Raw genomic sequence first — 25,982 nt, forward strand, 5'->3', positions numbered from 1 at the left:
ATATTTGGTTAGGCTCACCTATGTTTGGTGATGTTCCATCCCGACCGATTGGAGTGCACGGTGACTTCGACCCTGTCCGCCCCCGCGACCGCACTGGACGTGTCCTGCACACGACTTCGCGCGCTGAACGCCGAATATCCGCGCATGTACGCGGTCGCGACGATGGCAGACGAGGGTAAACGCCGGTGGTGGTCGCTGGCGGACGACCTCGACGGCGACCGGGTGCCCCGGATGTGGGCCCGCTCGCTCGAGGACGTTCCCGACTCGGACGTCGCCGCGATGCAGGTGGCCACCGCGCTGATTCACGCAGTGATCGGGCGCGTCACCGCCCTCGTCGTCCTGGAGGGGCGCGCGTGGGACCCGGGACTCGAGAACCTGTGGATCCACATGGACAGCGACGAGGGAATCGACTGGGCGGGCGTCGCCGACGACACCATGCGCGTGCTGCCGGACGACCCGTACGCCGGCGCACCCCGGACGGTCACCGTGCCGTGCGAGCGGGCGCTGCTGCTCTGGACGGTGCACCGCAGTCTCACGTCGCTGCATGCGGTGTTCGACGCGATCGCCAGGCTGACGCCGATCGACGCGTCCCGGTTCTGGGGGCTCGTGGGGGAGGCCGTGCTCGGGGCCGCGACGTACGTGCCGATCCTCGCCGGTGGCGGCGAGGCGGCCGCGCAGCGCCGCGGACAGGGGATCCTGGACGCGTTCGTGGCGGCCGGGGTGCCGGTCCGCTCGAAGAGCCGGGTCACGCGCCCGCACTGCGGCCGACCGGGGAAGGCAAGGAACCGCTTGCTTAATTAGGGCAGCCTTGCCTATACTCGTTCCGGGCACCGAGCAGAAATGCCAACGCCGAGAACCGAACTACCGGACCGCGCCGGAGTCCTGAGGGCTGCAGAGACTCCCAGGTCCATCCCACGGCGGGCCTCACGCTGACACAGTGTGAGGCCCGCCGATCCGTTTGCCCACCTGCTTCTCCCGCCTCCCGCCCCGTCGTGTAGGCAGGAGATCGGGTGCGCCGCGAGAGCGCACAGTGATCCGATGGAGAGTGTGATGGTGGATTCCGGGGAACAGCAGGCATCGAACGGTGACGGGCGGATCGACACCGCCGCGTTGGCCGATCAACTGGGCAAGGGCTTCGACGCCCTCATCGGACTCGAATACACCGAACTCTCACCCGACCGCGTGCGCGCGCAGTGGACGGTCACCCCCGACCTGCAGCAGCCGGCCGGAATCCAGCACGGCGGCGTCTACTGCTCCGTCATCGAATCGGTGGCCAGCGCTGCGGGCACGGTCTGGCTCGGCGAACGCGGACACGTCGTCGGCGTCAACAACAACACCGACTTCCTCCGCGCGACCCGGGAGGGCACGCTGACCGCCGAAGCCAGCCCCGTCCACCGCGGACGCACCCAGCAGTTGTGGGAGGTCCGGATCACCGACGAGCAGAATCGCCTCGTCTCCAAGGGCCAGGTGCGGCTCGCCAACATCACCGACACCGGACGCCTCGGCAACTGACAGACCCGCAACGACGCGGAGGGGACGGACCTGATGGTCCGTCCCCTCCGCCCTGTTCACGTCACGCGTGAGACCGCGTCACCCCGCGGCTTTGCGCTGTGCGCCGCCGGACGACTTCTCAGCGGACTCTTTCTCCCGCTCGTGTCGCTCCAACTGCTCCATCGCGTTGCGGGCGAACACCCACTGCTCGGTGGACGCCATCTGCGCGCGCCCACGACCGAGGAACGTCACCGTCCACGACAGCACGGTCGACAGCCGGCTGCGGAACCCGACCAGGTACATCAGGTGGATCGCCAGCCAGGCCACCCAGCCGATGAACCCGCTGATCTCGAGCTTCCCGACCTTCGCCACCGCACTGAACCGCGAGATGGTGGCCATGCTGCCCTTGTCGAAGTACTTGAACGGCGGCCGGTCCTCCGGCTTGTGACCGCTCAGACCCGCCTGGATCTGCTTGGCCGCGTACTTGCCGCCCTGCATCGCGACCTGTGCCAGACCCGGCAACTTGTCGAGCGCCATCATGTCGCCGATCACGAACACCTCGGGGTGGCCGGGCACCGACAGGTCCGGCTTGACCAGGACGCGACCGGCCCGGTCGATCTCGGCGTCCGACTGGTCGGCGATCTGCTTGCCCAGCGGGCTCGCCTGCACACCGGCCGACCACACCTTGCACTGCGACTCGATCCGGCGCTGCGTGCCGTCCTTGTCCTTGACGGCGAGGCCGTCCACATCGACGTCGACGACCATCGCCCCCAGCTGGATCTCGATGCCGAGCTTCTCCAGCTGCTGGCGGGCCTTGCGGCTCAGCTTGCCGCCGTAGACGGGCAGCACGTCGTCCGCGCCGTCCAGCAGGATCACGCGCGCCTCACGGGGATCGATGTTGCGGAACGCCCCCGACAGGGTGCGCCGCGACAGTTCCGCGATCTGGCCGGCGAGCTCGACACCGGTCGGGCCGGCACCGACGACGACGAATGTCAGCAGGCGGGCGCGTTCGGCGGGATCGCTCGACAATTCGGCCTGCTCGAAGGCGCCCAGGATCCGGCCGCGCAGTTCGAGGGCGTCGTCGATGGTCTTCATGCCCGGCGCGAACTCGGAGAAATGGTCGTTGCCGAAGTAGGACTGGCCTGCGCCCGCCGCGACGATCAGGCTGTCGTACGGGGTGACCGTGGTCCGGTCCAGGAACCGGGAGGTGATCGTCTTCGCCTCGAGATCGATCTCGTCGACATCGCCGAGCAGCACCTTGGTGTTCTTCTGCTTGCGCAGCACCAGCCGGGTGGCGGGAGCGATGTCGCCGACGGAGAGAATGCCGGTCGCCACCTGGTACAGCAACGGCTGGAACAGGTGGTGCGTGGTGCGCGCGATCATGGTGATGTCGACATCGGCATTCTTCAGCGCCTGTGTGCCGAACAACCCACCGAAGCCGGATCCAATGACCACGACGCGATGGCGGCGTGACTCAACCGACTTGATACTCATTCCGTGCTCCTCGAAAAATAGGCGACTCCTGTCACGGTAGTCGCCTTGTCCCCGAGCGTCTCAGTAAGCGTTGCTTCGTCCCGCCCGCACAGCGGAATCGATCCAGAAACCGGCGGCCCCGTCCATACGCGAAGGCGGGCAGCCCCTCCGTGAGGAACTGCCCGCCTTCCTGTGCGTACGCGGCTATTCCGCCCTGCCGATCCGCTTCCGCCCCGTGGGAGTCCCCGGGGATTCCGGCGGAATGAAATCCGATTTGATCGAGAACACGAACAGTGCCGACACCCCGACCACGACGACAAGAATGGTGAGGACTACGACCACGTAGCCGAAACCGACACCAATTGCTGTCAAGTCCATCAGACCTACCTCCTCAGTCGCTGCTCACGCTACTGCGGAGGGTAGCCGCTGTCACCGCGTCGGCGGGAAAGAACGATTCGATGGCCAGCTCCGCGACAGTGACGTCGAGGGGAGTGCCGAACATCGTGGTCGTGCTCAGGAACTCCAGCACCGTGTCGCGGTGCCGGATACGCAACGGCACCACGAGCGACCCCGGCAGATCGGCGCCGTCGACGGTGCCGCCGGGGTAGCCCTCCAATTCGCCCAGCAGGTCACGCAGTCCCTCGTCGCCGGTGACCGCGATCTGATGACCCAGCCGGTGCAGGAGATGCCCCCGCCACTGCGGCAGGTCGAGGATGCGCGGCGCCATCCCGTCCGGGTGCAGGCTCAACCGCAGCACGTTCACGGGCGGCTCGAGCAGCTCCGCCGCGCACCCCTCGGTCAGCACCGCGACCGCCTCGTTGGCGTCCACCATGTTCCAGTGCCGGTCGACGACCACCGCCGGAGACGGGGAATGCGCGGTGAGGATCTTCCCGATGGCGTCGGCGATCGACGCCATCGGCACATCCGACAGTCGATGCTCCGGGAAGGCGGGCGCGAAACCGCCCGCGAGGAGCAGCGCATTGCGTTCACGCAGGGGAATGTCGAGATGCTCGCTGAGGCGCAGCAGCATCGCCCGCGTGGGATTCGACCGCCCGGTCTCCAGGAAGCTGACGTGCCGCGCCGAGATGTCCGCCCGGTTCGCAAGTTCCAGCTGACTGAGCCGGCGGCGTTCCCGCCACGTCCGCAGATGGGTGCCGACATGCGACGTTCGCCGATCGTCGAGGGTGGTCATGCGGCCAGCGTAGGTCGGCCGGAACGCCGCGACCATTACCTCGGACGTCATGGCGCAGCCGTCACGTGAGGTGATCGAACTCTCCGGTCACCCACGCGCAGTGGCGGGTGGCCGAGTATTCGAGCGCCTCCCGGCCGTCGCTGTCGATCACGTTGTCGAAGTTGCCGATGATGCGGTCGAATTCGAGGTGCGACAACTGGTCCGCGATGCGCCGCACCACCGCCGCGGACAGCGGCAGCCGGTTGGGGTACGACCGGAGGAACGACACGGTGCGGCGGTCCGGGTTGGGGAACACGCCGTCGCCGGTGAGGAGGACACCCCGGCCGTCGGCGCCGTCCCGCCAGTGCGCGACGGCGCTGCCCGGAAAGTGCCCGCCGATCTGGTGCAGCGTCAGACCCGGTGCCACCTCGTGGGTTCCGGACCAGAACACGATCGGGCCGTCGGACCGCGCCAGCCACGCGCGGTCCGCGTCGGCCACCAGGATCGGCACGTCGCCGAACGCCTTCGACCACTGCGTCTGGACGCCGAACATGTGCGGGTGGCTGCCCGCGACGGCGATGACCGGGCCGTGCGCGGCGACGGCGTCGACGGCGGCGTCGTCGACGAACCCGATCGGATCCCACAGCAGCGACCCGGCGGGAGTGCGGATCACGAGGGACTGCTGGCCGATCGCGGTCTTCGGGTCCACGTACAGGCCGTGCAGCCCCGGCTCGAGCTCGTGCTCGACCGCGCGGTACCCCGCATCGGCCAGCTTCTCCACGGTGGTCCACTCCTGACCGCCCAGCGGAATGTACTGCCGTTCGTCCGCGCAGATCGTGCACTCGTCGGGGAGCGGGGTGATCGGGTCCTGTTCGACGCCGCACGTGGCGCAGAGATGAAATAACACCCCTCGATCATGCATCCTCACGGCACGCCGAGAAGCCGCAATCCGGCAGCGGTGGCGGCCGCGGACAGGACGATGACGACGAAAGGCGCCTTCCGCCAGGCGAGTATGCCCGCGACGACGACGCCGGTGGGACGCGCCACTCCGGCGAGTTCGTGGCCTTCGGTGAGCGCCGTCGTGCCCACCAGCGCGGTGAGCAGAACCACGGCGGCCGTCGCCGTGATCGGCTCCACCCAGGGCCGGGTGGCGATCCGCGGCCGCTGCATCGGGCCCGCGAATCGGAACGCGAACGTGCCCGCCGCGAGAACCCCGACCGACCCGATCAGCACGAGGTTCCCGGTCACCGCAGCACCTTCCGTCGAACACCCGCGAGCAGCCCCGTCAGTGCCGCCAGCACCGGAAGTCCGGCGGGTAGGAGGGGAGTGGCGGCCAGGGCGATCACACCGCCGACCAGCGCCGGCACCCGCACGTCCGGATCGCGCAACGCCGGCAGCACCAGGGCCAGCAGCACCGCCGGGAACATGGCGTCCAGTCCCAGCACGGCGGGGTCGCCGATCGCGGTGCCCGCCACCGCGCCGAGCAGGGCCCCGAGCGGCCAGCACACCGCGATCCCCACACCGCACACCCAGTACGCGGCGCGCCTACGGCCGGTGTCCGTCTCACCGAGTGCGAACACCACCGACTCGTCGTTCATCAGGTGACTGCCGACGACGCGTCGCAGCCCGCGCCCCAGTACGTCACCGACCGCCAGACCGAACGGCAGATGCCGCGCGTTCACCAGCAGCCCGGCGATCGTCGCCGCGACCGGGCTGCCGCCTGCCGCGACGATGCCGACGAACAGGAACTCCGCGGAACCGGCGAGGACCAGCACCGACAGCGCGACGGGCAACCATGTGTGCAGGCCCGAACCCACCGCGATGGCGCCGTACGACATGCCGACCAGTCCGTCGGCCAGGCACACCAGCGCGATGTTCCGGAGGACCCGCGAATCGAGTGTTCGCTTCATCGAACGCATGACTTCTATACTGAACACAAGGTGGAGTGTTCGTCAAGGCGAACATTGCGCCCAATATAATGAACAGAGACGTCGGGAAGGGAATCCATGGCAGGGCAATCCCCACTGGGGCACATCGGACCCTCGCTGCGCCGCGAACGCGAACGGTTGGGCATGTCCCTGACCGAGGTCGCCCGCCGCGCCGGGGTCGCGAAATCCACACTGTCCCAACTGGAATCGGGGGGCGGCAACCCGAGCGTCGAAACCCTGTGGGCCCTCTGCGTCGCGCTGGACGTGCAGATGTCGCAACTGCTGGACCCACCCCGGCCCCGCGTCCAGGTCATCCGGGCCGACGAAGGACCGGTGCTGACGTCCGAACGGTCCGACTATCGAGCCACCCTCGTCGCGTCTTGCCCGCCGTCCGCGCGCCGGGATCTGTATCGCCTCGCCGTCGAACCCGGCCCCGGCCGTGAATCCGAACCGCACATGCCCGGCGTCGTCGAACACGTCATCCTCAGCGCCGGGCGCGCGCTGGTCGGCGTGGCGGGCGATCCGGTCGAACTCGGACCCGGCGACTACATCGCCTTTCCCGGGGATGTCGCACATGTGTTCGAAGCGCTGGAGCCCGGCACCCGCGCCGTCCTGGTGTCCGAGCACAACTGAGGACATTTCGGCGCAATTTCTCCGTGCAGAGTGTCGAATCGGAGGGGTGACGTTCGTATAGGAGATGAGAGCCGGCCACATCCGAAGGCGCCGGCTCTCCGATCCGAGGAGGAACCCGAGATGACCCAGTACCTGCTGAGCGTGTACCAGCCCGACGGCCCCGCTCCCGAACCCGACGTCCTCGCGAAGATCGGCGACGATCTCGACGCCCTCAACCAGGAGATGGTGTCTGCGGGCGCATGGGTGTTCAGCGGGGGACTGTGCGCCCCCACCACGGCGACCGTGCTGCGGGCCCAGGGCGGTGACGTGCTCGTGACCGACGGCCCATACACCGAGGGCAAGGAACATCTTGGCGGATTCACCATCGTCGAGGCGCCCGACCTGGACGCCGCCCTCGGATGGGGTCGCAAGCTCACCCGGGCGACGACCCTCCCCATCGAGGTCCGGCCGTTCGCTCACCACGGCGGAGCCGGCGACTGACGTGATCGCCTCCGCCGACATCGAACAGGTGTTCCGTGACGAACACGGACGCGCGGTGTCCGTCCTGGTCGGCGTGTTCGGCGACATCGACATCGCCGAGGACGCCGTCCAGGACGCGTTCACCGAGGCGGTGCGGCGCTGGCCGTCGTCCGGGCTGCCGCCGAGCCCGGCCGGATGGATCATCACCACCGCCCGGCGCCGCACCATCGATCGGCTCCGGCGCGAGGCCTCCCGGCACGACCGCCACGCGCAGGCCGCCCTGTTGCTCGCCCGCGACGAACCGGTGGAGGAGGGCGTCGTGCACGACGACCGGCTACGACTGATCTTCACGTGCTGCCACCCGGCGCTCGCCCCCGCCGCCCAGGTCGCGCTGACCCTCCGCCTCCTGGGCGGGCTCGGCACCGCGGAGATCGCGCGCGCATTCCTGGTCCCCGAGCCGACGATGGCGCAGCGCCTCGTCCGGGCCAAGGGGAAGATCCGGGACGCCCGGATCCCGTACCGGGTGCCGAACGAGGCCGATCTGCCGGACCGCCTCCGCGCCGTCCTGGCCGTCGTCTATCTGATCTTCAACGAGGGATACACGGCGAGTGCGGGGGATCGGCTGACGCGGGCGGACCTGCGCCGAGGCCATCCGCCTCGGCCGGGTCCTGGCCGCGCTGATGCCCGACGAACCGGAGGTCACCGGGCTGCTCGCGTTGATGGTGCTGATCGAGTCGCGGCGAGGCGCCCGCACCGACCGCGACGGCAGCCGGCTCGTGCTCCTGCCCGATCAGGACCGCACTCGGTGGGATCGTGACCTCGTCGCCGAGGGGCAATCGCTGGTGCGGGAATGCCTGCGACGGAACACGCCAGGGCAGTACCAGATTCAGGCCGCGATCAACGCCGTCCACAGCGACGCGGAGACGGCTGCCGACACCGACTGGTGGCAGATACTGCAGCTGTACGACCAGTTGATGTCGGTGGCGCCGAGTCCGGTGGTGGCCCTGAACCGGGCGGTCGCCGTCGCCGAGGTCAGGGGACCGGAGGAGGGGCTGGCACTCGTCGACCAACTCGACCTCGACAAATACCACATGTATCACGCGGTGCGGGCCGATCTTCTCCGCCGTCTTGGACGTCCCGGCGACGCGGCACGCGCGTACGAGGCGGCAAGGGACCGCACCGACAACGCGGCCGAGCGGGAATTCCTTCGGGTACAGCGCGATTCGCTCCGGTGACACGGGCAGCCGGTCAGAGACCCAGCCCCGGCGGCAGGCACACCGACCCGAAACACGTTTCCGTGCCCACGGTGACCGGGAGAGGCTCCGCCGTCGCCGGCTTCGCGTACGCGGTCTCGGGGAGCGGCGCCGAACCCCACACCTCGTCACCCGGGCCCGCGTCCTCACTGCAGATCCAGTGGATCAGGTAGTCGCCGTCGGGCACCGCGTCGAACACGAAGTCCCGCGGTCCCGGCCCGATCACCACATTCGATGCGTGGAACACCGCCACGGACTCGGGGTTCACGATGTCGTCCACCGCATGCAGTCCGCCGAGTCCGCACACGATGTCCGCACCGGTGTCGTTCGTGATCGTCGTCGTGACGCTACTCCCGGCCACGGCGGCGGTCAGTGTCACGTCGGGTGGGTCCGCGGCGGCGGGAGCGGCCAGGAACAGGGCGAGGGGGCCTGCGGTGATCAGTGTGACCGCGGCCCGGGGCACGAGTGTCATCAGCGGAACCTTCGTTCTCGGCGGTCTCACTCCGGACGTCACGGTATTGATACCCGCCGTGCGGGCGGATAAACGGCGGGTCGCGGCCCGTGATGCGCCTCGACGCGTTTCGCCGGGCGCTGGGAGGGTACGACCGCACTCGTCCGCAACGGGACATCGGTAAGGAAGCAATCATGCCCACGTATCGCGCCTTCGAAGTCACGGGAACCCGCGAGTTCTCCCTGGCCACCCGCGAGCTGGGCGATCCGCCGCCGGGGCAGGTGCGACTGCGGGTCGACAGCTGCGGGGTGTGCCATTCCGACACGCTCGCTGTGGAGGGGTTGCGGGCCGACCCGACGCAGCCGGTCGTTCCCGGTCACGAAATCGTCGGTGTCGTCGACGCCGTCGGCGCCGGCGCGACCGCATGGCGGATCGGGGATCGCGTCGGTGTCGGATATCTGGGCGGCCAGGACAACGAGTACGACTTCTGCCGCCGCGGCGACTTCGTCAACTGCACCGATCAACCGTGGACCGGGACCACCGTCGACGGCGGATACGCCGAGTACACCTTCGCCCGCGCCAGCGGGCTGGTCCGGATCCCGGACGGCATGGATGCGCTGGAAACCGCCCCGCTGCTGTGTGCGGGCCTGACGACCTACAGCGCCCTGCGGCAGATCGAGGCCCGCCCCGGCGCCCTCGTCGCGGTCCAGGGGATCGGCGGGCTCGGACACCTCGGCCTGCAGAATGCCGCCAAGCTCGGCTATCGGGTCGCCGCGATCGCCCGCGGCACCGACAAGGCCGAGCTCTCCACGCAACTCGGCGCGGACCACTACATCGACAGCGCCGCCGAGGATCCCGGCGAGGCGTTGCGCGCGCTCGGCGGCGCCGCGGCGATCATCGCCACCGCGGCCAGCGGTGCCTCGATGTCCCCGCTGGTGGCCGGCCTCGCGCCGCGGGGTCGGATGGTGGTGGTCGGCGCCGCACCCGACCCGATCTCGGTCCGGACCGCCGACCTGATCTTCGGCACCCGCGTGGTCTCCGGGAGTCTGACCGGCAGTTCCATCGAGAACGAGGACAATCTCGCCCTCAGTCAGGCCCGCGGTATCCACCCGATGATCGAGGTCATGCCGCTGGCGGAGGCGCCGGAGGCGTATGCCCGCATGATGTCCGGCAAGGCACGGTTCCGTGTTGTCCTGGACATGCGCAACTGATGTCGTCCTAGCTGGGCACGGTCACGCCGCGGCGGGTGTCCGGCGTCGCCGGGAGGCGGTGATTCTGCGACCGATGATTCCTTGCTGGGGTGCGAACAGATAGACCAGCGCGAATGCCGCGCCCTGTGACAGCACCACCATGCCGCCGCTGGCGGTGTCGAGGTGATAGCTCAGGTACAGGCCGATGACGGCGCAGGCCGCCGAAATCGCGGGGGCGATGACCAGCATGCGGTGGAAGCTGTCGGTCAGCAGGTACGCGGTGGCCCCGGGAATGATCAGCATCGCGACGACCAGGATGACGCCGACGGCCTGCAGGGCCACCACCGCCGTCAGGGCCAGCAGCCCCAGGAGCGCCGCCCCGAGCAGGCGCGGGTTCAGGCCGATGGCATGGGCGTGGGTGGGGTCGAAGGCGTACAGAGTGAAGTCGCGGCGTTTGACGATCAGTGCGATGAACACGATGGCCCCGAGTATGGCGATCTGGACGAGGTCGGACCGGCTCACGCCCAGCAGGTTGCCGAAGATGATGTGGTTGAGGTCGGTTTGGCTCGGGGTGACCGAGACCAGCACCAGCCCGAGGGCGAACAGGGTGGAGAACACGATGCCGATCGCGGCGTCCTCCTTGACGCGGCTGGTGTCGCGGACCACCCCGATCAGTGCTACGGCCAGGAATCCGAAGATCACCGCGCCGATCGCGAACGGGGCGCCGACGATGTAGGCCAGGACGACGCCGGGCAGGACGGCGTGCGAGACCGCATCACCCATCAGTGACCAGCCGATCAGAACCAGCCAGCACGACAGCACTGCGCACACCACGCTGGCGATCAGGGTGGTGATCAGCGCGCGGACCATGAAGTCGTAGCGCAGCGGGTCGACGAAGAAGTCGATGACGTCCATTGATTCTCAGGTCCTTGTCATCACGTCGAGGCCGAAGGCGGCCGCCAGGTTGTCCGGTTGCAGCACGACCGTCGGGTCGCCGTGCATCAGCACCGTGCGCATCAGCAGGATCGCCTCGTCGGCCAGGGTGGGCAGCGCGTGCAGGTCATGGGTGGAGACCAGGATCGCCGCACCCGCGGCGGCGAGTTCACGCAGCAGTGCGGTGATGGTGGCTTCGGACCGTTTGTCGACCCCGGCGAACGGTTCGTCGAGGAGAAGGATGGTGGCGCCCTGCGCGATTCCACGGGCGACGAAGGTGCGTTTCTTCTGGCCGCCGGACAGTTGCCCGATCTGCCGGTCCGCCAGTTCGGTCAGTTCGACGCGTTCGAGAGCGTGGTCGACGGCCTCGCGGTCAGCTCTGCCGGGGCGCCGGGTCAGCCCCATGTGCCCGTAGCGGCCGGTCATCACCACATCACGCACCGAGAGCGGGAACGTCCAGTCCACGTCCTCGCTCTGCGGAACGTAACCCAGCACACCGGTCTTGCGTGCCGCGGCCGGCGGCGTGCCGTTGATGCGGACCGTGCCGGAGTCGGGTTTGACCGTGCCCATGATCGTCTTGAACAGGGTGGACTTGCCGGAACCGTTCATGCCGACGAGGCCACAGACGCGTCCGGGCCGCAGGGCAAGCGAGACCTGGTCGAGCGCAAGGACATCGCCGTAGTGAACGGTGACGTCCTGCACCTCGACGGCCGTCTGGGTGGTCATGATTGCTGCCCGTTCAGTGCGGAGGTGAGGGTGTCGGCGTCGTGCCGGATCAGATCCAGGTACGTCGGCACGGGCCCGTCCGCCTCGGACAGCGAGTCGACGTAGAGGGTGCCGCCGAACGCGGCGCCCGTGGCTTCGACGACGCGTTGCATCGGCGCATCCGACACCGTGGATTCACAGAACACCGCCGGAACCCGATTGTCCTTGACGAACTCGATCGTCGACGCGATCTGCTGGGGCGTGGCCTGCTGTTCGGCATTGACCGGCCAGATGTACTTCTCGGTCAGCCCCGCGTCCCGGGCCAGATACGAGAACGCTCCCTCGCACGTGACCAGCGCCCGTTCGTTGACCGGCAGCGCTCCCAGCTCGGTGACCAACTCGTCCTGCACCTTCTGCAACTGCGCCTTGTAGGCGTCGCCGTTGATGCGATAGTCGGCCGCATGCGTGGAATCGAGCTCGCTGAACGCGGCGACCATGTTGTCGACGTAGATCTGCACGTTCAGTGGTGACATCCAGGCGTGCGGATTCGGTTTGCCCGCGTAGGCGTCCTCGCCGATGGCGATCGGCTCGACGCCGTCGCTGACGACCACGTGCTCGACGTCCACACCGTCGACGAACTGGCCGAACCACGCTTCCAGGTTCATCCCGTTGTCGAGGATCAGGTCGGCCTCGGCTGCCTTCTTGATATCGCCCGGGGTGGGCTCGTATCCGTGAATCTCCGCGCCCGCCTTGGTGATCGACTCGACGGTCACGTGCTCACCTCCGACGTTCGCGGCGATATCGGCGAGAACGGTGAACGTCGTCAACACCACCGGTTTGCCGTCCGCCGGCCCGTCGCCCGCGCCGCACCCGGACAGCATCAGCGCCGTGGCAAGCGCTGTCAGCACTGCGGCAGCCGTCGCCGGCCGTCGCCGCGTACCCACCTTGAAGCCCGTTGTTTTCACCGGCGAATCATAATGTTCGGCGAGCCGAAACCGCAAGCGGGTGGCGGCCGCGCAACGACCCCAAGGGGGTGGTTCCCGACCCCACGCCGGTGGTTCCCGACCCCACGCCGGTGGAGAACCACCCCTCGGGGGCGTTACCGGACGCCGGCACCAGGCGAAAACTAGTGGTCGTTGCGCAGGGAGCGGACGCCACACACCAGTCAAGGAGAAACAGAATGCCGTCGATCACGACTCGCACCGCGGCAGCAGCCGCAGCCGGCGCCCACCCTCGGCCTGCCTGGGCGCGCTGCTGGCGCAGAGCGCGACCGCCAACGCCCCACCGCCCCCATACGCGCCCACGCCCGCTCTGACCTCCCAGCAGAACGGCTCACTTCCACCACCCGGCGAACTACCCCCTCGAACCCGCGACGGCGTGATCTCCCACTCGCTCGATCCCGACATGCCCTGGATGTGATCCACCGAGCCGGATGACGGAGTGCGCACCGAACCCGTCACGGGCCCGCCGTCTCGTCAAACGGCAGCGCACACGGCATCGGCACCGAGATTCTCGCCACGATGTCCGCGTTCGCGGGATCGGCGATCGGCGTGTCCCAATTCGACCAGAAGCGGTGCGGGTCGGACTCGATCTCGGTCGGTCGCTCGGTGCCGTCCATGGCACGCAGCCCGCCGAGGGTGTTCGATACGCGGCTCAACCACGTGAACCCGTCGAACCCGGCCGCGAACCGGTCCGACCCTACGCCAGCACGACTTCGACGACTTCCCCGCGAGCGAGCGGTCGTCAAGAACCCATCCCGGGACGAAGACAGCAAGAGCCGACCAGCCGTTTCGGCGATCATCGTCAAACCCCACGCAGTCGACGATCCGATGGGCGACGCCATTCGGGCCTGGGGCTGCCGTGCGCTGAGCGATACGGCAGTCACGTCGTCGGTCGACGGGACTCGCCGTCGGAGCCCGCCTTGGAACGCCGTGTCGCGACCGTATCGGCGGAGAACCCGATCGTGGGCGCGAGCCACCACAATCCAGCCGCGGCGAGAACGTGCCACAGCGCGTGGCCCTGCAAGACACTGCTCGGCTGGCAGATCGACGTCCCGTCGCCCACGGTGCCGAGTAGAGCGCCGGACGCGAGAAGCAATGCCGCGACAATTGTCGTGCGCCGCAGCTGCGGACGGACGCGTGCGCGTTCCAGGCCGAATCCCACGGAGACCGCGGCGAGTATTGCCTGCACGATCGTGGATGTCGTCGGGCCGGCCGCCACGGCGGGAATCATCACGACCGGGACGACGAGCCACCAGCCCCGCGACAGCCGACGGCCGAACCGGTCGGAGGCGGCATCGACGGCGATGTAGGCCAGCAGTGTCGCGATCGGGATGTCGTGTGCGTAGGCCTGCCACGGCGGGTTGGGTCCGTGCGCAACGAGCGACCCGGCGCCGACCGCGACGACAAGCAGGCCGTAGGTCACGGTCGGCGCGCCGTGCGGACGACGCGCGACGACCGCGAGGCCGGCAATCACGAAGGCCAGGCTGGAGACAGCGGCCGCCGGCTGACCGATGAAACCTGCGTCTCGATACAGCTCGCACGCGTTTGCCAATATCATGGATGGCAGCTCACCTTCCTGCACGCCGTCGAGCGTTCCCGCGATGATGCGGATGGCAGGCTGGTCGCCAGGAGTTGGTCCGTCGACGCCCATTCTTCGAGGTTTCCAAAGAGGTCTTCCGAGCGCAATCGCGGTCGGAGCGGTCCCTCCCACAAGCGCACATCTGCCGGACTTCATGGCCGCGCCGGCTGGAGGGGTGGGCTGACAGTGCCCGGATCCGCCGGTGGGTGAGGGGAACTCGCCGGGGGTGGTTGAGCTTCGTCGCAGGGGTACTCGGTTCGAGGCAGAACTGTTGTGCCGCTGCGGGGAGGACCCGGTATGGCGCCCAGGCGGCGGAAAGGAAGGCGCACCCCATGGCTGATGAAAACGAGGCCCAGGCAGCGTTCGACAACTTCGTAGCGTTGTGGACCACGGGAACGGCCGCGGGACGGCGGGCACCGATGTTGCGGCGACCGAACGAGGTCGGACTGGACTACGAGGACGTGACATTCCCGTCGACGTGGTGCGGTCGATCACCGTGATGTCGACGTCCGCGCGGCGGAGGGTTTTGGTCGCGGAACGGCCCACCGAAGCCAGATCCGATGACGACGACGTCGATGGCGTTCGGGCGGGGATGTGGGCTGCTCGAGCCTTTCCGGTCACGCCCAGGGGCGACGACGCGGTGTCGGGGGAGATGGATGTCCGGGGTTCACGACCAGCGATTCGACTGACAGGCATCAATTGTGAACAAGCGGCGCAAGGTAGCCGAGTGGAGAGAAGAAAATTCTCTAGACTGAGCCGGTGAAGAAGAATGTTGTGGGCGGGCCGTGTTCGGATGGCTCGGGAGCGGATGGTGTTCGGTCGGGGGCGCGGATCGATGACGTCGATCGGATCCTTCTCGATCAGCTCTCGCGGGACGCGCGTACCCCGAACAATGCCCTCGCCGCCCTGGCGGGTATCGCCCCCTCGACCTGCCTGGGTCGTGTGCGTTCGCTGTTCGATCGCGGGGTGATCCGGGGATTCCATGCCGACATCGATCCCGCCGCCCTCGGCCGGGACCTGCAGGCGATGATCGCGGTGCGCGTGCAGGCCAATGCGCGGCAGCATCTGGGGCAGCTCGCCGAGCAACTCGCCACCCTCGGTGAGGTGCTGAATGTGTACTTCATCGCCGGTGCGGACGACTACCTCATTCACGTCGCCACTGCGAGCAGCGAAGAGCTGAGGCGCTTCGTTCTCGACCACCTCAGCGCGCATCCTGCGGTCGCCTCGACGGAGACCATCCTGATCTTCGAGCACGTGCGGCCGCGGCTCCGAGCGCCTCGGGCCGAGCAGTCTGCGGGTCGTTGAGCGGGCAATTTTGGGGCGGTTGAGTAGGAGCGAGATTGCTCGCGATGGGTGCGATCGGGTGCTTCGATCGGAGATTGCTTTTGTCAGGTGGCTGGGTTGTCGGTTTTCCCCGGCGCCGCGCGCGCGTCCTGTTGTGGGGGTGGGGCGGCCAGGGCTTTGTCGGCGTCGGAAAGGGTCGGTGGCCGGGTGCTCGCGGTGGGTGACGACGGCACGGTGTAGGAGGCCGGAAGCCGGCCCAGTGGTCGTCACCGGCTACGAAGACAGGGGCCGTGGAGGTAGCCGAGACCTCTCACATAGTCATGGGCGACCGGGTCTTGGGTGACCTCGACGATCGTGTAGTCGAGTCCTTCTTTGTCGAGGGCGCGGTAGGCGGCGGTGCATTGCGCGCAGGCCGGTGTGCCGTAGATCGTGAATCGGACTCGATGCCCGGGGAGTTCGTTGCGGGGGGAAGCGGCGGGGGGGTAGATACAACGGTCCCAATCCCACTGACTTGGGCACAACTAGCCGAAATGCGCTCGGCCGGTGTCGACATCGGAAACCAGCAGCTCTCCGGTATCGACCACTCCCATACCTTGACCGCCGCGATGCCGGAATCGCTGGCCTTCGCCGCCAGCGTACTGAGCTGAACGCACCCGCCCGGCGGCGGGTCGGGTGTGCTCGGGTAGCCAATGCCGCCATACCGAAGCCGTTTCCGTGCCCCACTCATCTCGCTCGGCACAACGGGACCGCCCCGCTTCCAGTATTGTCATCGCATCGCGCTCGACATGGACTCTCTGGCCGCGGAAATGGCATCGTCCGCAACCGTGCGCCGAGAATATCCGCGACCGCGACTGTGATTGCACGGCGAGGATAGCTAACTCCGCTAGGCTAGCGTCGCTACGGCGCGAGTGCGCAACGCACCGCGCCCGTCGTGTGGTTCGTGTCTATCGACCACCCTGGCAGTCATTCTCGTGGCGAGTGGACTGCGGCGGAAATGGTCGATGGCCTCGACGGAGACCGCGTTCGGCGATGAGGCGCAAGCATCAGCTACGCGCTCGATTGTCGAGTAGGAGATCGATCCCGCGGACGAGAACGCCCGCGAGGTCCATGCAGACCTCCACGCTTTCGAGGGGCTGAGCGGCTCGGTGGCGATACGCCGACTCGTTTCGTGGTCGTATCCGCTCAGAGGTTCCACAGTCCCAGCAGCGCGGTCCGGAGGCTGGGGGAGCGGACGTAGTGGTCGGTCCGCAACCGTGAGCCCGGGTGCCCGAGGTCGGTGAGCACCTTCTCCGCCTCGGGAAGGGAAAGTGGAGGCAGGTCGGTGCGGATACGGAGGAAGTACAACACCGCCCCGCCGGACCGCGGGATCTTCATGGCGTCGGACACCACGACGGCGGGTGGGTAAATCCATTCGTCGTCGGCGGAGACGAAGATGATCACGTCGCCGCGCTTCACACTGCTGGGTTTGTCGAGGCGCAGCGATTCGAGCTGGTATTTCGCCGCCGGCCCAGCCGTGGTCCGCTGCCGCGACCGGTGCTGCTCGAGCACATGTTCTTCGGTGAGGGAGGGCTCGTAGTCGACGGCATGTTTGACGAACATCCGGCTCACCGGCGCCGGCAGAAAGTCCGTCCCGGTGCGGACGCGGCCGGTGACCCCGGGCAGGGGGACGGCGCGGCCGATCTCCCACTCCCGGGTCGCATCGTCGAGGAACACCTCATCGACCTCGGTGAGCTCGTCGAGGCCGTCGATGAATGTCCGCACCGAGGCGATGATGTCGGGGTCGTCGGTGATGACCACGGCGTCGTCGGCGAGGGTGGAATTTTCGGACGCATTCGCCGACCCGATCACCGCTCGCCGACTGGTGGCGATCACCTTCGCGTGCAGGGTCGGCGACGACAGCACCCGCACCCCCTTGTTTACGTAGTACGCGAGGGCGGCGGGGGAGGTGGCGTGCGCCCGGACCGCGGCCTTGGAGGCGTTGACGACCAACAGGTCCCCGGCGCGCAGCGGGAGCAGCTCGGGTGCGTCCTGGCCGAGGTAGCCGATCGCGGCGTACCGGGCGCCCCGGGTGCGGATGGCGCGGGTGATGTGTGGCCACGGGCTCGGCCCGTGGAAGGTGGTCCCCATACCGACAGACGGTAACCGGCCAACCTCCCCGGTGGTGCCGGTCCCGGGCGACGCCAAAAGAAGCTAAAGGGGGCGCCGTCGGTCCGTCGCTCCCGGCGCAGGTCGACGGTCGCGTGTGGGACGGGCTGACCGCGGTCGCCCAAGGTGCGGCGTTCCGGTCGGATCACTCGGTTGCGGAAAATCTTCGGCCCGGCGCTTCTACGCTTGTGGGCACCACGAGACCAGCGGGAGAAGACTCATGAGTTACGAAGCGATCTACGACGGGGTCCGTTATCCGCTCGCCGATGCGGCCGCTGCCCACGGCCTCGAGGTCGCTATCCGGGGCCTCTTCGCAGACAATGGCAACGGCGGATTCGTCGGTTTTGTCAGCCAGAACTCGACGGTTCGCCTGCTGATTACGCCGGCGACTCCGGTCGCGATTCGGGGCAGCGACGAGCCGGACCCGAGCGTCGTCCACCGCTGGTAGCTCCGCCCGCAGCCGATGCCCCTCGTACCGCGATGGTGTGTCCGTCCTCGCGGAGGAAGGGGGTGTCAGCAAGGCTTTCGGCAACGATCCACCGTCAGCAGAAGGAGGGTCGGGTGCCCGGCGTCATTCTTGGGCGGCGTCACCTACGACATCAGCCACACCAGATTCGAGGCCACCCGCGAGCTGCTCGCACGGTTCGCCGAGGGACACACCCCGGGGGTGGCGAATTCCCTCACCCACGACGGCGCCCGGCACCACCTGTTCATCACGCCCCGGGGTGCCGATCACACTGGTGGAATGACGCATCCGAGATTGTCGAGTCATGACGGCTTCCCGCACTGACGTACCCGAGCAGTGTCTCCGGCCATGTCGCCACCAGCGGCGTCAATGCCGTCGCCGGTAGCACCCCGTCACATCCTGGGCGCAAATCTGCATGCAAACATGCCAGCGAAAATACCTGCAATAAGGCACGTAGTGGGTAGGGTGATGTCCGCGCAAGCACACGGGCGGCACGCGGAATACGAGTGGGTGGGTATGGCGAAGGTGGGAAATTCCGGGGGCGGCGCCCGCCGCCGCCCGACCGGAGCCGGACGAGGCGCCGCGGAGTCGGGGAAACGCGCTCCCGGTGCGGGAGACTCCGGTGGTGCGGGAACGCCGAGTCCGGAGTTGACGGCGAAGTTGGAACCGCGGAAAGGACCGACGAAGGTTCCGCTCAATACCCGGGTCCTGGCCTCGACGGAGGCCCGGTTGACCTGGCTGGTGAACAATCGCCAATCCACGGTGACCAACGTCGTGGACGTGGCCCTGCAGGAGTTCTTCGACCGCTACAGCGTCCCGCCGGCAGATCATGACGGCCGGATCGCCGAGCAGGAGTCATGAGCGGCCGGGGGGAACAGATACCCCTGTTCGCACTGCCCGAGGCAACCCTGACGACGTCTTCCGCTTCCACTAATGACGTTGTCCCCGATGATGATGACGCCGTCTGCGTCGATGCTGGTGTCTTCGTCGCAGTCGATCAGGCGGACTCGGAGCCAGCCGTTGCCGGACACCCGGAATCGTCCGAGCACTGCGACGTCGCCGAAGCCGACGACGCCCCGACCCCGCCGTCTCCCGAGGTGGACAGCAAAGAAGTGGACAGCGCTGCGGTGAACGGCGACGACGAGCCAACCGAAATTGCACCGGCGGAAACAGCTACGTCAGAAACCGCCACGGCGGAACCAACGACGCCCGCTGATGCCCTGGATCTCCCAGCATCGGAGATCGAGCCGACGGCAACACCCCGTACACCGGGGTGGGAGACATTGCCCGCCGGCGAAGACGCCGATGGCCATGCGTTGATCGTGACCGCTGCGGGGACGTACACACCGTCCGGGCGGGAGTTGACCGGTCCGGTCGATTCGGTCGAGAAGCTGGACAAGCTGATCCGCTGGGCCTCGCTGACACCGTTGGGAGCCCCCGCACAGATCTGGGTCGTCGGACAGGGCGCATGCGAATCGCTTGGGTGGATTATTGATCCGGGCAGCGAAGACGACGTCGACGATATGGAAGCCCTCCGCAACCGCGCCGCCCAAGAATTGACCGCCGTCCTCCAGGCCACCCTCACCCCACTGCTGAACGCGGGGTGGGAACTTCGCGGCGATCCCGGGCACGTGGTGCACCTGTCCCGCTCGATCGGGAACTTCACCTCGATGGTCGATGTCGTGATCGAACCCTATGTATGGACCTACTGGAACAAGGACTTCGGTTGGCACAACCGGGTCGGAGACATGGGCATCCTCGGCTCACCCACCGCGGGAACGTATCTCCCGGACGACGACCTCCCGGCAGCACGTGAACTCGGTCGCCGGTTGGCCTGGTGCGCCAAGCACCTGGGGGTGCTCCCGGGGCCGACACCGGCGCGAACCGGAGCCGCGATCGTCGACAAAATCAAGCGTGAACGCACCCGCAGCGGCAAAGGCATCGTCGTCACCACACCGGGCTCGGTCCCACCGCTGGACGGCCCGCCGCGGGGAGATCTCGAACCCGCCGTCGGCTGGACACGCGTCCCCGACGCGCAGGATTTGGACGGGACGGGCCGGTTGGTGTCCATCGATCAACGCGCCGCCTACCTCGCCTCTGCGGGCATGCTCGAATTCGGCTACGGGCAGCCCCAGCACCTGACCGGTAACGCAGCGGCCGCGGCGGCGGTGGGGGAGAAGGGGGCCCCGTTCGGGCTGTGGCGGATCACCCTGCCCGCGGGGCAAACTTTGTCGCTGCCCGAGAAGCTACCTCTTGCGCACCCGCACATGCTCGCGGACCAACCGGTACAGACCTGGGTCACCTCGGTCAGCCTCGACGGGTTGTGCTCACCGGTGGCGGACGGAGGTATCGGCGCCGAACTCGACGATGTGGACATCGCCGAGGCCTGGGTCTACCCACAGCAGGGCCGCGCCCTGGACAAGTGGGCCAAAATCCTGCGCGAGGCCCGCAAGGCCGCGGTGGACACCGATGACGCAGCAACGAAGCGGTTCCTCGGCACCTGCTACAAGGGCTACATCGGGCGAATGGTCAACCCGGACATGTGGACCGCGAAGCAGATGCAACATCACCACCAACCGCTGTGGCGTGCGGCGATCATCGCGCACTGCCGGTGGCGCGGCCGCCGCGTCGCGATGCGGATTGCCCGCGAGCACGGCCGCTGGCCGGTCCGCACCGTCACCGACTCCTGGGTGTACCTCCTCGCCGATGGCGAGGACATCACCGACCCCAGCGAGGCGCTGGGGAAGATGTCGGTCGAGAAGGACGTGGTCCTCACCGACACCCTGCTATCCGCCTTCACTTCGGCAGAGGATGTGCACGACGTGAACCTGGCGATCAAGGCGGCGTTCGCCGAGGAGGAAGACGACTGATGGCACTGCATCTTCCGAAGCCCCGCACCACCAAGCCGGCACAGCAGGCGGTCGGCCTCGACGGCCTCAAGGTCTCCGTCGCCAACGCCGCGACCAGCGGTGTGGAAAAATCAAAGCAGGTCAAAAGCGGCGGACTGGCCGGACTGACCAGCAAGGTCTCCGTCAAGCAGCTGCGCACCGAGCTCGGCAACGAGGGCCTGCGGCAGGCGGCGATCGATGCCGGCCGCACACCCCCGTCCGACCGCACACTGCGCCGGTGGGCGCAACAGGGGCGCATCCCACACCCGGATGTCCTCGAGCGTGCCCAACGCCGCGCCGCGATCGAACGCCTCGGCGGCATCGACGCCGTCGCCGCGAAGATCGGCCGGTCCCGCTCCGCCGTCTCCCGATACCGGTCCGGGGACACGAACGAGCTGCGTGCCGACGCCAGCAAGAAACTCAAGAACGTCAAGGCCGAGGACATCATGAAACGCGCCGGCGTGCTGCGACCGGACGGAACCCCGAAACGGGCGGTCATCCGCGTCAAGGGTGGTGTCATGGTCCGCAACGGCGCCGACGAGGGCTACGACTACCGGGTCCGCACCCTCGATTTCGCGAACTCCGACACACCCTTCACCAGTGAGGAGTCCCGCGAACTGGCCGCCGCGCTGGCGAATGACGATCACGCCCGGGTCGTGGCCTTGCTGGAGCGGCACGCCACCCTCGATTACCCGGAGAACAAGGGCTTCGACAAGTACAGCGACCAGTTCGGATTCCACTTCGACCACATCGACTCCGTCCACATCGACTGGATCTGACCACCGGCTGGACCGAAGCACCAGGGGACGTGACGCTTTCCGCAGCCAGATCGCGAAGCACCGCTGTCGCAGAACGCACTGCTATGTCGGCAAGCACTGCTATGGCAGCAGCAACTGCTATCGAAGCTAGCGGTTTTCGCAACGCTACGGGAGTGCGCGGCGGCGGCCGGGTAGCAGGCGACCCTCCAATGAGGGCTGGGCAGAAGAAGTTATCCCCATACCCCGTTGAGATTGGCAGCCGGATTCGGGCACCGTATGCACCTCACCCCCACCGGCGTGAATTCCTCGGAGGCTGCGCGTGGCATCCCGGAACCCGCACCGCGGGGTGAGCGTCAACGCTCGTCCCTACAGATGAGGTGCCCATGCCCGCAAGATATTGGAGAGCCCGCAACCTGGTGACTTTCGTTGCGTGCGCGACCGTCGCCGGCGGCAGTGTCGCGGTGACCACCCCCGCGATCGCGCACGCCGACCCCACCGGTTGTGTGGCGACATTCAACCTGCTGATCCCCGGGACCTGGGAGACCTCCGAGAACGCCGACCCCACCCATCCTGTCGGGATCCTCGCACCGGTCGCCGACGCCATCACCGCCGCCCACGGTGACCGAGCGAAGGTCTACACCCTCCCGTACATGGCCCGAGCGTTCGACAACGGCCACACGTACGCCGACAGCAAACTCGACGCCCTCACCAAGGCCACGGCGGTGCTCACCGACGTATCCAGCAAGTGCACGAACACAAAGTTCACGATCAGCGGATACTCCCAGGGCGCCGACGCAGCAGGCGATCTCGCCTCTCAGATCGGCAACGACCACGGGCCCGTCCCGGCCGATCGGGTGCTGGCCGTCGGGCTGCTCGCCGACCCCGGTGCCGGCACCCAGGGGGTGGCGATTGTAGGTCCTCGCACCTCCGGTCACGGCATCGCCGATCCACGCCCGCAGGGCATGGGCACACTCTCGGGCCGGGTGGCCTCGATCTGCGATCCCGGGGACCTGTACTGCTCGATCCGCAAGGGCGACAACCCCCTACTGGGCTCGCTCGGGTCGATTCTGAGCAAGACCCCCAGCGCGAACGGCGACACCAGCAACGCCGGCGGCGACACTCGACTGGCCACCGCGCTGACCTCGGACTTTTCTGCGGCCGACTTGCCGGGACTGGGCGCGAATGTTGCCGCACTCGGACAGCAACTCGCCGACCCGAACGTCGATGTCGGAAGCGTGGCGGCGACGGCATCATCCCTCGCCACCACACTCGCCCCGATCGCCGACCTGATCGACTCCGGGACCGCACGTGCCGCCACCGGGCAGCTCGCCGCCGCCCCGGCGGGAAGCCCCGAACACAGTGCCTCCGAGGTGATCTCGAAGGCCGGGGCCTCCGACCTGTCCGCCGCACTGAACACGGTGACGACGATCGCCGACACCGCACGGAAACTGGCCGAGTCGGGGACGACGACCGTGGCCGGGGCATCGGCGGACGCGGCGCAGCTGTCGACCACGGCCACCACCCTCGGCGGTCAGGTCGCCCCGCTGACATCGGTTCCCGCCGATGCGCTCGCGTCGGCCTCGACCGTGCTGTCGACGCTCAAACCAGCCACGGTCGTCAATCAGATCCTCAACGTCGCCACCGGGGTGACCGCTCTCGACGTGCCCGGCATTCTCCGCAACCTCACCGTGCTGCCGCAGAAGGTCGCCGCCCTCGACGCCCACGGCGCCCACCAGGTGGCCGGGGAGCTGAACAACCAATTCGCGCCGTTGGTGAAGATGGCCGCCGGCGTGGATCTGCGCTGGATCTCCCAGGTGCTCTCGGGCATCCCGGACCCCACCGGATACACCCAGATCGCCGCGCTCGTGGCGTCGATCCTGGGAGGCGTCGACGTCATCCGGCTGGCCACCCTGGTCGGCCGGATCCAGGACATCGCCTGGACCGCGGTGGAGAAACTGCTCCCGCCCCCCGGACAGGCACCGGACCCGCTCGGGGCCGGGGCCGCGATGGCCGGCCTCGTCCCGGTCGGCCTCGACCTGGCCTCGGTGGCGGTGAACATGCTCTCCGGCACGGCCTCCAAGACCCCGCCGGAACTGCTCGGGAAGCAGTCAAACGCGGCCACCAGCATCAGCACCCAAACGGAGAACGTTGATCTGCCCGCGCTGACCGGCTCATTGACGACCATGGCCCAATCGCAGGGCGCCGAGGACCTGACCGCCCTGGTCGGCGAAGGCCTGAAGGCCGCGAGCTTCTTCAGCTCCGGTGCCCACACCAACTACCGCGCCCTGGTCGTCGACAACGCCGGCCGCAACGCGATCACCTGGCTGTCCGACTGGCTGAATATTCAGATCGGACGTGCGATATGACGTCCCGCGCCCACAACCCGGCCGCCCGCTGGACCTTCTGCGACCTGTGTCATCACCGCGGCTATCACAGCCGCGCGGACGCCAAAGCGGTCCGCAGAAGGCACCCCGGCGAGAAGGGCCTCGCCGTGTTCGTCTGCCCGCACACCACCGGGCTTTTTCACATCGGGCACCGCCCAGAAGCGTTGAGCAACGGGCAGATCGACCGTCACCTGTTACGCGTCCAGGCGGTCCGCACCAACCGGGCTCACAATCGATGACCGTCCGAGATCGCCGTGACCGTCGCCGACCTTGCTACCGACCGACACCTTGGCGGAGCGCTTCCGGCCCTTCCCCACCGAACGAAACGCGCAAGCGAACACACTCCGACGTCTCACTGCCCGACCACCCCAGAAAGGGAGTTGTCATGACGATCTGCCGCATCCATCCGGGCGATCCCGCATCCCCGGTCATCCTGCACGCCCCGCACGCATCCCGGGCGATCCCCGACACCGTCCGCGCGGGACTGCTCCCCTCCAATGCCGAACTGGCAACGGAACTCGACGAATCCACCGACACCGCAACCGACCTCATCGCCCAGGGTGCCGCGGACTACACCCGGTCAGGCCGGGGCAGACCCTGGCTGGCGATCAACCAGGTCTCCCGACTGGTCATCGACCCGGAACGATTCCCCGGCGACGACGAGCCGATGAATACGGTCGGTAGGGGAGCGGTCTACACCCGCACCTGCACTGGCACCCTGCTGCGGCCCGAACCCGCACCCGACACCCGATATCTGATGGACACCTACTTCCATCCCGACGCCGCCGCCATGTCGGAGCTGGTCGACGACCGGCTCGCCGCCACCGGAGCAGCAGTGATCATCGACGTGCACTCCTATCCGAGGTACCCGTCCGCATTCGAAGACCCCACCCGGCCCAGACCTCCGCTCTGCATCGGGACCGACGACTTTCAAACCCCCGAACCGCTGACCGAACAGGTACGGTCCGCGTTCGCCGGACTCGACGAGTGCGCGGTCAATGCTCCGTATGCCGGCTGCTATGTGCCGCTGAGCCGGTATCGCACTGATTCCCGAGTCAGCGCGGTGATGATCGAACTCCGCCGCGACCAGTACCTGGGCGCCGATCACACTCCGGACCCGACGAAGGTCGACGCACTGTCCCGCATGCTCGCCACCCTGGTGGACCGGTGCGCCGCGGCGGGAGCCGCGCACTGATGTGCAGACCGAAACCGGGACCCCGCTGCACCCCACACGTGCGCCCGCATCGCGCTCGAGCACGACCCCGGCGACGTCACACTGCGCGCACGCGTCCGGCGCGCCGAAACCGCCGTCGCCGAGAAATCGGGCACCGGGTCTGCAGCAGCGGCTTACGGCAGGGCCAACAACACCGACACTCTGCAGAGCAAAAGCGCGGTGACGTGGGGTTTCGGCGGCGACGGTGCGATAACTGAAATTATCGTCGCCGAGTGCGCACAAACCGAGAGTGACACGGAGGTGGATGTCCTGACTCGGTGAAGGTGGCGATAACTCAGTGAATCTGGCGAGTGTGGCGGTCTATCTGGCGGACGGCTCAGCGAACCTGGCGAATCCGAGGTGCTCACCCACGGTCCGGGAATGAATCGAGGCACCAAGTTCCATGCTCGCCTGACTCTTTGAGCCCGAAGTTGCCGCGGCGACTCAATAGACCTGGCGAACAGCAGGTGCGGCCTCTGCGAGGTTGCGTCCACGATGATGGTGTACGAGCCGGATCTCGTACCAATGACCGGCGTGTCGTAACCGGACGAGAGACGGTCACCGCGTGATTCTTCGA

The 25,982-nt window shown here is 67.9% G+C and carries 28 protein-coding genes and 2 pseudogenes; 16 read left to right on the plus strand and 14 right to left on the minus strand.

The window, feature by feature from the left end:
• Nucleotides 1-27 precede the first annotated feature (27 nt).
• Together ACFVJ3_RS14855 and ACFVJ3_RS14860 are read left to right on the plus strand one after the other, a co-directional pair.
• Entirely contained in the window at nt 28-801 is a 774-nt protein-coding gene (locus tag ACFVJ3_RS14855; RefSeq protein ID WP_378452728.1) for a hypothetical protein, read from the plus strand.
• Between the two features lie 249 nt (nt 802-1,050).
• Nucleotides 1,051-1,512, plus strand: a complete 462-nt coding sequence (locus tag ACFVJ3_RS14860; protein ID WP_378452764.1) for a PaaI family thioesterase — start codon at nt 1,051-1,053, stop codon at nt 1,510-1,512.
• A gap of 78 nt (nt 1,513-1,590) precedes the next feature.
• Here the strand turns inward: ACFVJ3_RS14860 and ACFVJ3_RS14865 are convergent, their stop codons facing one another.
• The 6 genes from ACFVJ3_RS14865 to ACFVJ3_RS14890 form a co-directional block, all read right to left on the minus strand.
• Entirely contained in the window at nt 1,591-2,985 is a 1,395-nt protein-coding gene (locus tag ACFVJ3_RS14865) for an NAD(P)/FAD-dependent oxidoreductase (RefSeq protein ID WP_378452729.1), read from the minus strand.
• Between the two features lie 183 nt (nt 2,986-3,168).
• Nucleotides 3,169-3,342, minus strand: a complete 174-nt coding sequence (locus ACFVJ3_RS14870) for a hypothetical protein (protein WP_009480519.1) — start codon at nt 3,340-3,342, stop codon at nt 3,169-3,171.
• Between the two features lie 13 nt (nt 3,343-3,355).
• Nucleotides 3,356-4,156 carry a helix-turn-helix domain-containing protein gene (locus ACFVJ3_RS14875; RefSeq protein ID WP_378452730.1) on the minus strand — a complete coding sequence of 267 codons (801 nt, stop codon included), beginning with the start codon at nt 4,154-4,156 and terminating at the stop codon, nt 3,356-3,358.
• A gap of 61 nt (nt 4,157-4,217) precedes the next feature.
• Entirely contained in the window at nt 4,218-5,042 is an 825-nt protein-coding gene (locus ACFVJ3_RS14880; protein WP_378452731.1) for an MBL fold metallo-hydrolase, read from the minus strand.
• A 17-nt stretch (nt 5,043-5,059) separates the two neighbouring features.
• Entirely contained in the window at nt 5,060-5,383 is a 324-nt protein-coding gene (locus tag ACFVJ3_RS14885; RefSeq protein WP_378452732.1) for an AzlD domain-containing protein, read from the minus strand.
• On the minus strand, nt 5,380-6,054 hold the full coding sequence (locus tag ACFVJ3_RS14890; RefSeq protein WP_378452733.1) for an AzlC family ABC transporter permease: 675 nt from the start codon (nt 6,052-6,054) through the stop codon (nt 5,380-5,382). Before ACFVJ3_RS14890 ends, ACFVJ3_RS14885 begins: the two co-directional genes overlap by 4 nt.
• A gap of 87 nt (nt 6,055-6,141) precedes the next feature.
• Between ACFVJ3_RS14890 and ACFVJ3_RS14895 the strand changes: the two genes are divergently transcribed.
• From ACFVJ3_RS14895 to ACFVJ3_RS14905, 3 genes and pseudogenes are all read left to right on the plus strand, one after another.
• On the plus strand, nt 6,142-6,696 hold the full coding sequence (locus ACFVJ3_RS14895) for a helix-turn-helix domain-containing protein (RefSeq protein ID WP_378452734.1): 555 nt from the start codon (nt 6,142-6,144) through the stop codon (nt 6,694-6,696).
• Nucleotides 6,697-6,816: 120 nt separating this feature from the next.
• Nucleotides 6,817-7,176 carry a YciI family protein gene (locus tag ACFVJ3_RS14900; protein WP_378452735.1) on the plus strand — a complete coding sequence of 120 codons (360 nt, stop codon included), beginning with the start codon at nt 6,817-6,819 and terminating at the stop codon, nt 7,174-7,176.
• A 1-nt stretch (nt 7,177) separates the two neighbouring features.
• Nucleotides 7,178-8,390: pseudogene (locus ACFVJ3_RS14905) on the plus strand (RNA polymerase sigma factor).
• Nucleotides 8,391-8,403: 13 nt separating this feature from the next.
• Here the strand turns inward: ACFVJ3_RS14905 and ACFVJ3_RS14910 are convergent.
• The gene (locus ACFVJ3_RS14910; RefSeq protein WP_378452736.1) at nt 8,404-8,880 is read right to left on the minus strand and encodes a hypothetical protein; all 477 of its coding nucleotides are present in this window, start codon (nt 8,878-8,880) and stop codon (nt 8,404-8,406) included.
• Nucleotides 8,881-9,053: 173 nt separating this feature from the next.
• On the opposite strand from ACFVJ3_RS14910, the gene ACFVJ3_RS14915 reads away from it, so the two are divergent.
• Entirely contained in the window at nt 9,054-10,070 is a 1,017-nt protein-coding gene (locus tag ACFVJ3_RS14915; RefSeq protein WP_378452737.1) for an alcohol dehydrogenase catalytic domain-containing protein, read from the plus strand.
• Between the two features lie 21 nt (nt 10,071-10,091).
• Here ACFVJ3_RS14915 and ACFVJ3_RS14920 read toward each other — a convergent pair whose 3' ends face one another.
• From ACFVJ3_RS14920 to ACFVJ3_RS14940, 5 genes are all read right to left on the minus strand, one after another.
• Complete coding sequence (locus tag ACFVJ3_RS14920; protein ID WP_378452738.1) at nt 10,092-10,964, minus strand: metal ABC transporter permease; 873 nt, start codon at nt 10,962-10,964, stop codon at nt 10,092-10,094.
• A gap of 6 nt (nt 10,965-10,970) precedes the next feature.
• The gene (locus ACFVJ3_RS14925) at nt 10,971-11,708 is read right to left on the minus strand and encodes a metal ABC transporter ATP-binding protein (protein WP_378452739.1); all 738 of its coding nucleotides are present in this window, start codon (nt 11,706-11,708) and stop codon (nt 10,971-10,973) included.
• A complete protein-coding gene (locus ACFVJ3_RS14930; RefSeq protein WP_378452765.1) occupies nt 11,705-12,631 on the minus strand; it encodes a metal ABC transporter substrate-binding protein in 927 nt (308 codons plus the stop codon). Before ACFVJ3_RS14930 ends, ACFVJ3_RS14925 begins: the two co-directional genes overlap by 4 nt.
• Before the next feature lie 512 nt (nt 12,632-13,143).
• Entirely contained in the window at nt 13,144-13,344 is a 201-nt protein-coding gene (locus ACFVJ3_RS14935) for a hypothetical protein (RefSeq protein ID WP_378452740.1), read from the minus strand.
• Nucleotides 13,345-13,568: 224 nt separating this feature from the next.
• Nucleotides 13,569-14,246, minus strand: coding sequence for a hypothetical protein (locus ACFVJ3_RS14940; RefSeq protein ID WP_378452766.1), 678 nt, complete (start codon nt 14,244-14,246; stop codon nt 13,569-13,571).
• Between the two features lie 353 nt (nt 14,247-14,599).
• Between ACFVJ3_RS14940 and ACFVJ3_RS14945 the strand changes: the two are divergent.
• Together ACFVJ3_RS14945 and ACFVJ3_RS14950 are read left to right on the plus strand one after the other, a co-directional pair.
• Nucleotides 14,600-14,743, plus strand: a pseudogene (locus tag ACFVJ3_RS14945) (alpha/beta hydrolase); the annotation flags it as partial.
• 283 nt (nt 14,744-15,026) lie between these two features.
• On the plus strand, nt 15,027-15,572 hold the full coding sequence (locus tag ACFVJ3_RS14950) for an Lrp/AsnC family transcriptional regulator (RefSeq protein WP_378452741.1): 546 nt from the start codon (nt 15,027-15,029) through the stop codon (nt 15,570-15,572).
• A gap of 245 nt (nt 15,573-15,817) precedes the next feature.
• Here the strand turns inward: ACFVJ3_RS14950 and ACFVJ3_RS14955 are convergent, their stop codons facing one another.
• Both ACFVJ3_RS14955 and ACFVJ3_RS14960 read right to left on the minus strand, forming a co-directional pair.
• On the minus strand, nt 15,818-16,072 hold the full coding sequence (locus ACFVJ3_RS14955; RefSeq protein WP_378452742.1) for a glutaredoxin family protein: 255 nt from the start codon (nt 16,070-16,072) through the stop codon (nt 15,818-15,820).
• Between the two features lie 661 nt (nt 16,073-16,733).
• Entirely contained in the window at nt 16,734-17,678 is a 945-nt protein-coding gene (locus tag ACFVJ3_RS14960; protein WP_378452743.1) for a phospholipase D family protein, read from the minus strand.
• A gap of 238 nt (nt 17,679-17,916) precedes the next feature.
• Between ACFVJ3_RS14960 and ACFVJ3_RS14965 the strand changes: the two genes are divergently transcribed.
• From ACFVJ3_RS14965 to ACFVJ3_RS15000, 8 genes are all read left to right on the plus strand, one after another.
• Nucleotides 17,917-18,144, plus strand: coding sequence for a hypothetical protein (locus ACFVJ3_RS14965; RefSeq protein ID WP_378452744.1), 228 nt, complete (start codon nt 17,917-17,919; stop codon nt 18,142-18,144).
• A gap of 129 nt (nt 18,145-18,273) precedes the next feature.
• Complete coding sequence (locus tag ACFVJ3_RS14970; RefSeq protein ID WP_378452745.1) at nt 18,274-18,486, plus strand: hypothetical protein; 213 nt, start codon at nt 18,274-18,276, stop codon at nt 18,484-18,486.
• Between the two features lie 144 nt (nt 18,487-18,630).
• On the plus strand, nt 18,631-19,023 hold the full coding sequence (locus ACFVJ3_RS14975) for a hypothetical protein (protein ID WP_378452746.1): 393 nt from the start codon (nt 18,631-18,633) through the stop codon (nt 19,021-19,023).
• Complete coding sequence (locus tag ACFVJ3_RS14980) at nt 19,020-21,032, plus strand: hypothetical protein (RefSeq protein ID WP_378452747.1); 2,013 nt, start codon at nt 19,020-19,022, stop codon at nt 21,030-21,032. Before ACFVJ3_RS14975 ends, ACFVJ3_RS14980 begins: the two co-directional genes overlap by 4 nt.
• Nucleotides 21,032-21,829 carry a hypothetical protein gene (locus ACFVJ3_RS14985; protein ID WP_378452748.1) on the plus strand — a complete coding sequence of 266 codons (798 nt, stop codon included), beginning with the start codon at nt 21,032-21,034 and terminating at the stop codon, nt 21,827-21,829. The genes ACFVJ3_RS14980 and ACFVJ3_RS14985 overlap by 1 nt, the downstream gene beginning before the upstream one ends.
• Nucleotides 21,830-22,191: 362 nt before the next feature.
• Nucleotides 22,192-24,174, plus strand: a complete 1,983-nt coding sequence (locus tag ACFVJ3_RS14990; protein ID WP_378452749.1) for a cutinase family protein — start codon at nt 22,192-22,194, stop codon at nt 24,172-24,174.
• Nucleotides 24,171-24,431: a hypothetical protein gene (locus ACFVJ3_RS14995; RefSeq protein WP_378452750.1), complete on the plus strand. Its 261-nt coding sequence runs from the start codon at nt 24,171-24,173 to the stop codon at nt 24,429-24,431. Before ACFVJ3_RS14990 ends, ACFVJ3_RS14995 begins: the two co-directional genes overlap by 4 nt.
• A gap of 146 nt (nt 24,432-24,577) precedes the next feature.
• A complete protein-coding gene (locus tag ACFVJ3_RS15000; protein ID WP_378452751.1) occupies nt 24,578-25,387 on the plus strand; it encodes an N-formylglutamate amidohydrolase in 810 nt (269 codons plus the stop codon).
• Nucleotides 25,388-25,982 lie beyond the last annotated feature (595 nt).

It is taken from the genome of Rhodococcus sp. NPDC127593, from assembly GCF_042671975.1.
Taxonomy (GTDB): Bacteria; Actinomycetota; Actinomycetes; order Mycobacteriales; family Mycobacteriaceae; genus Rhodococcus_F.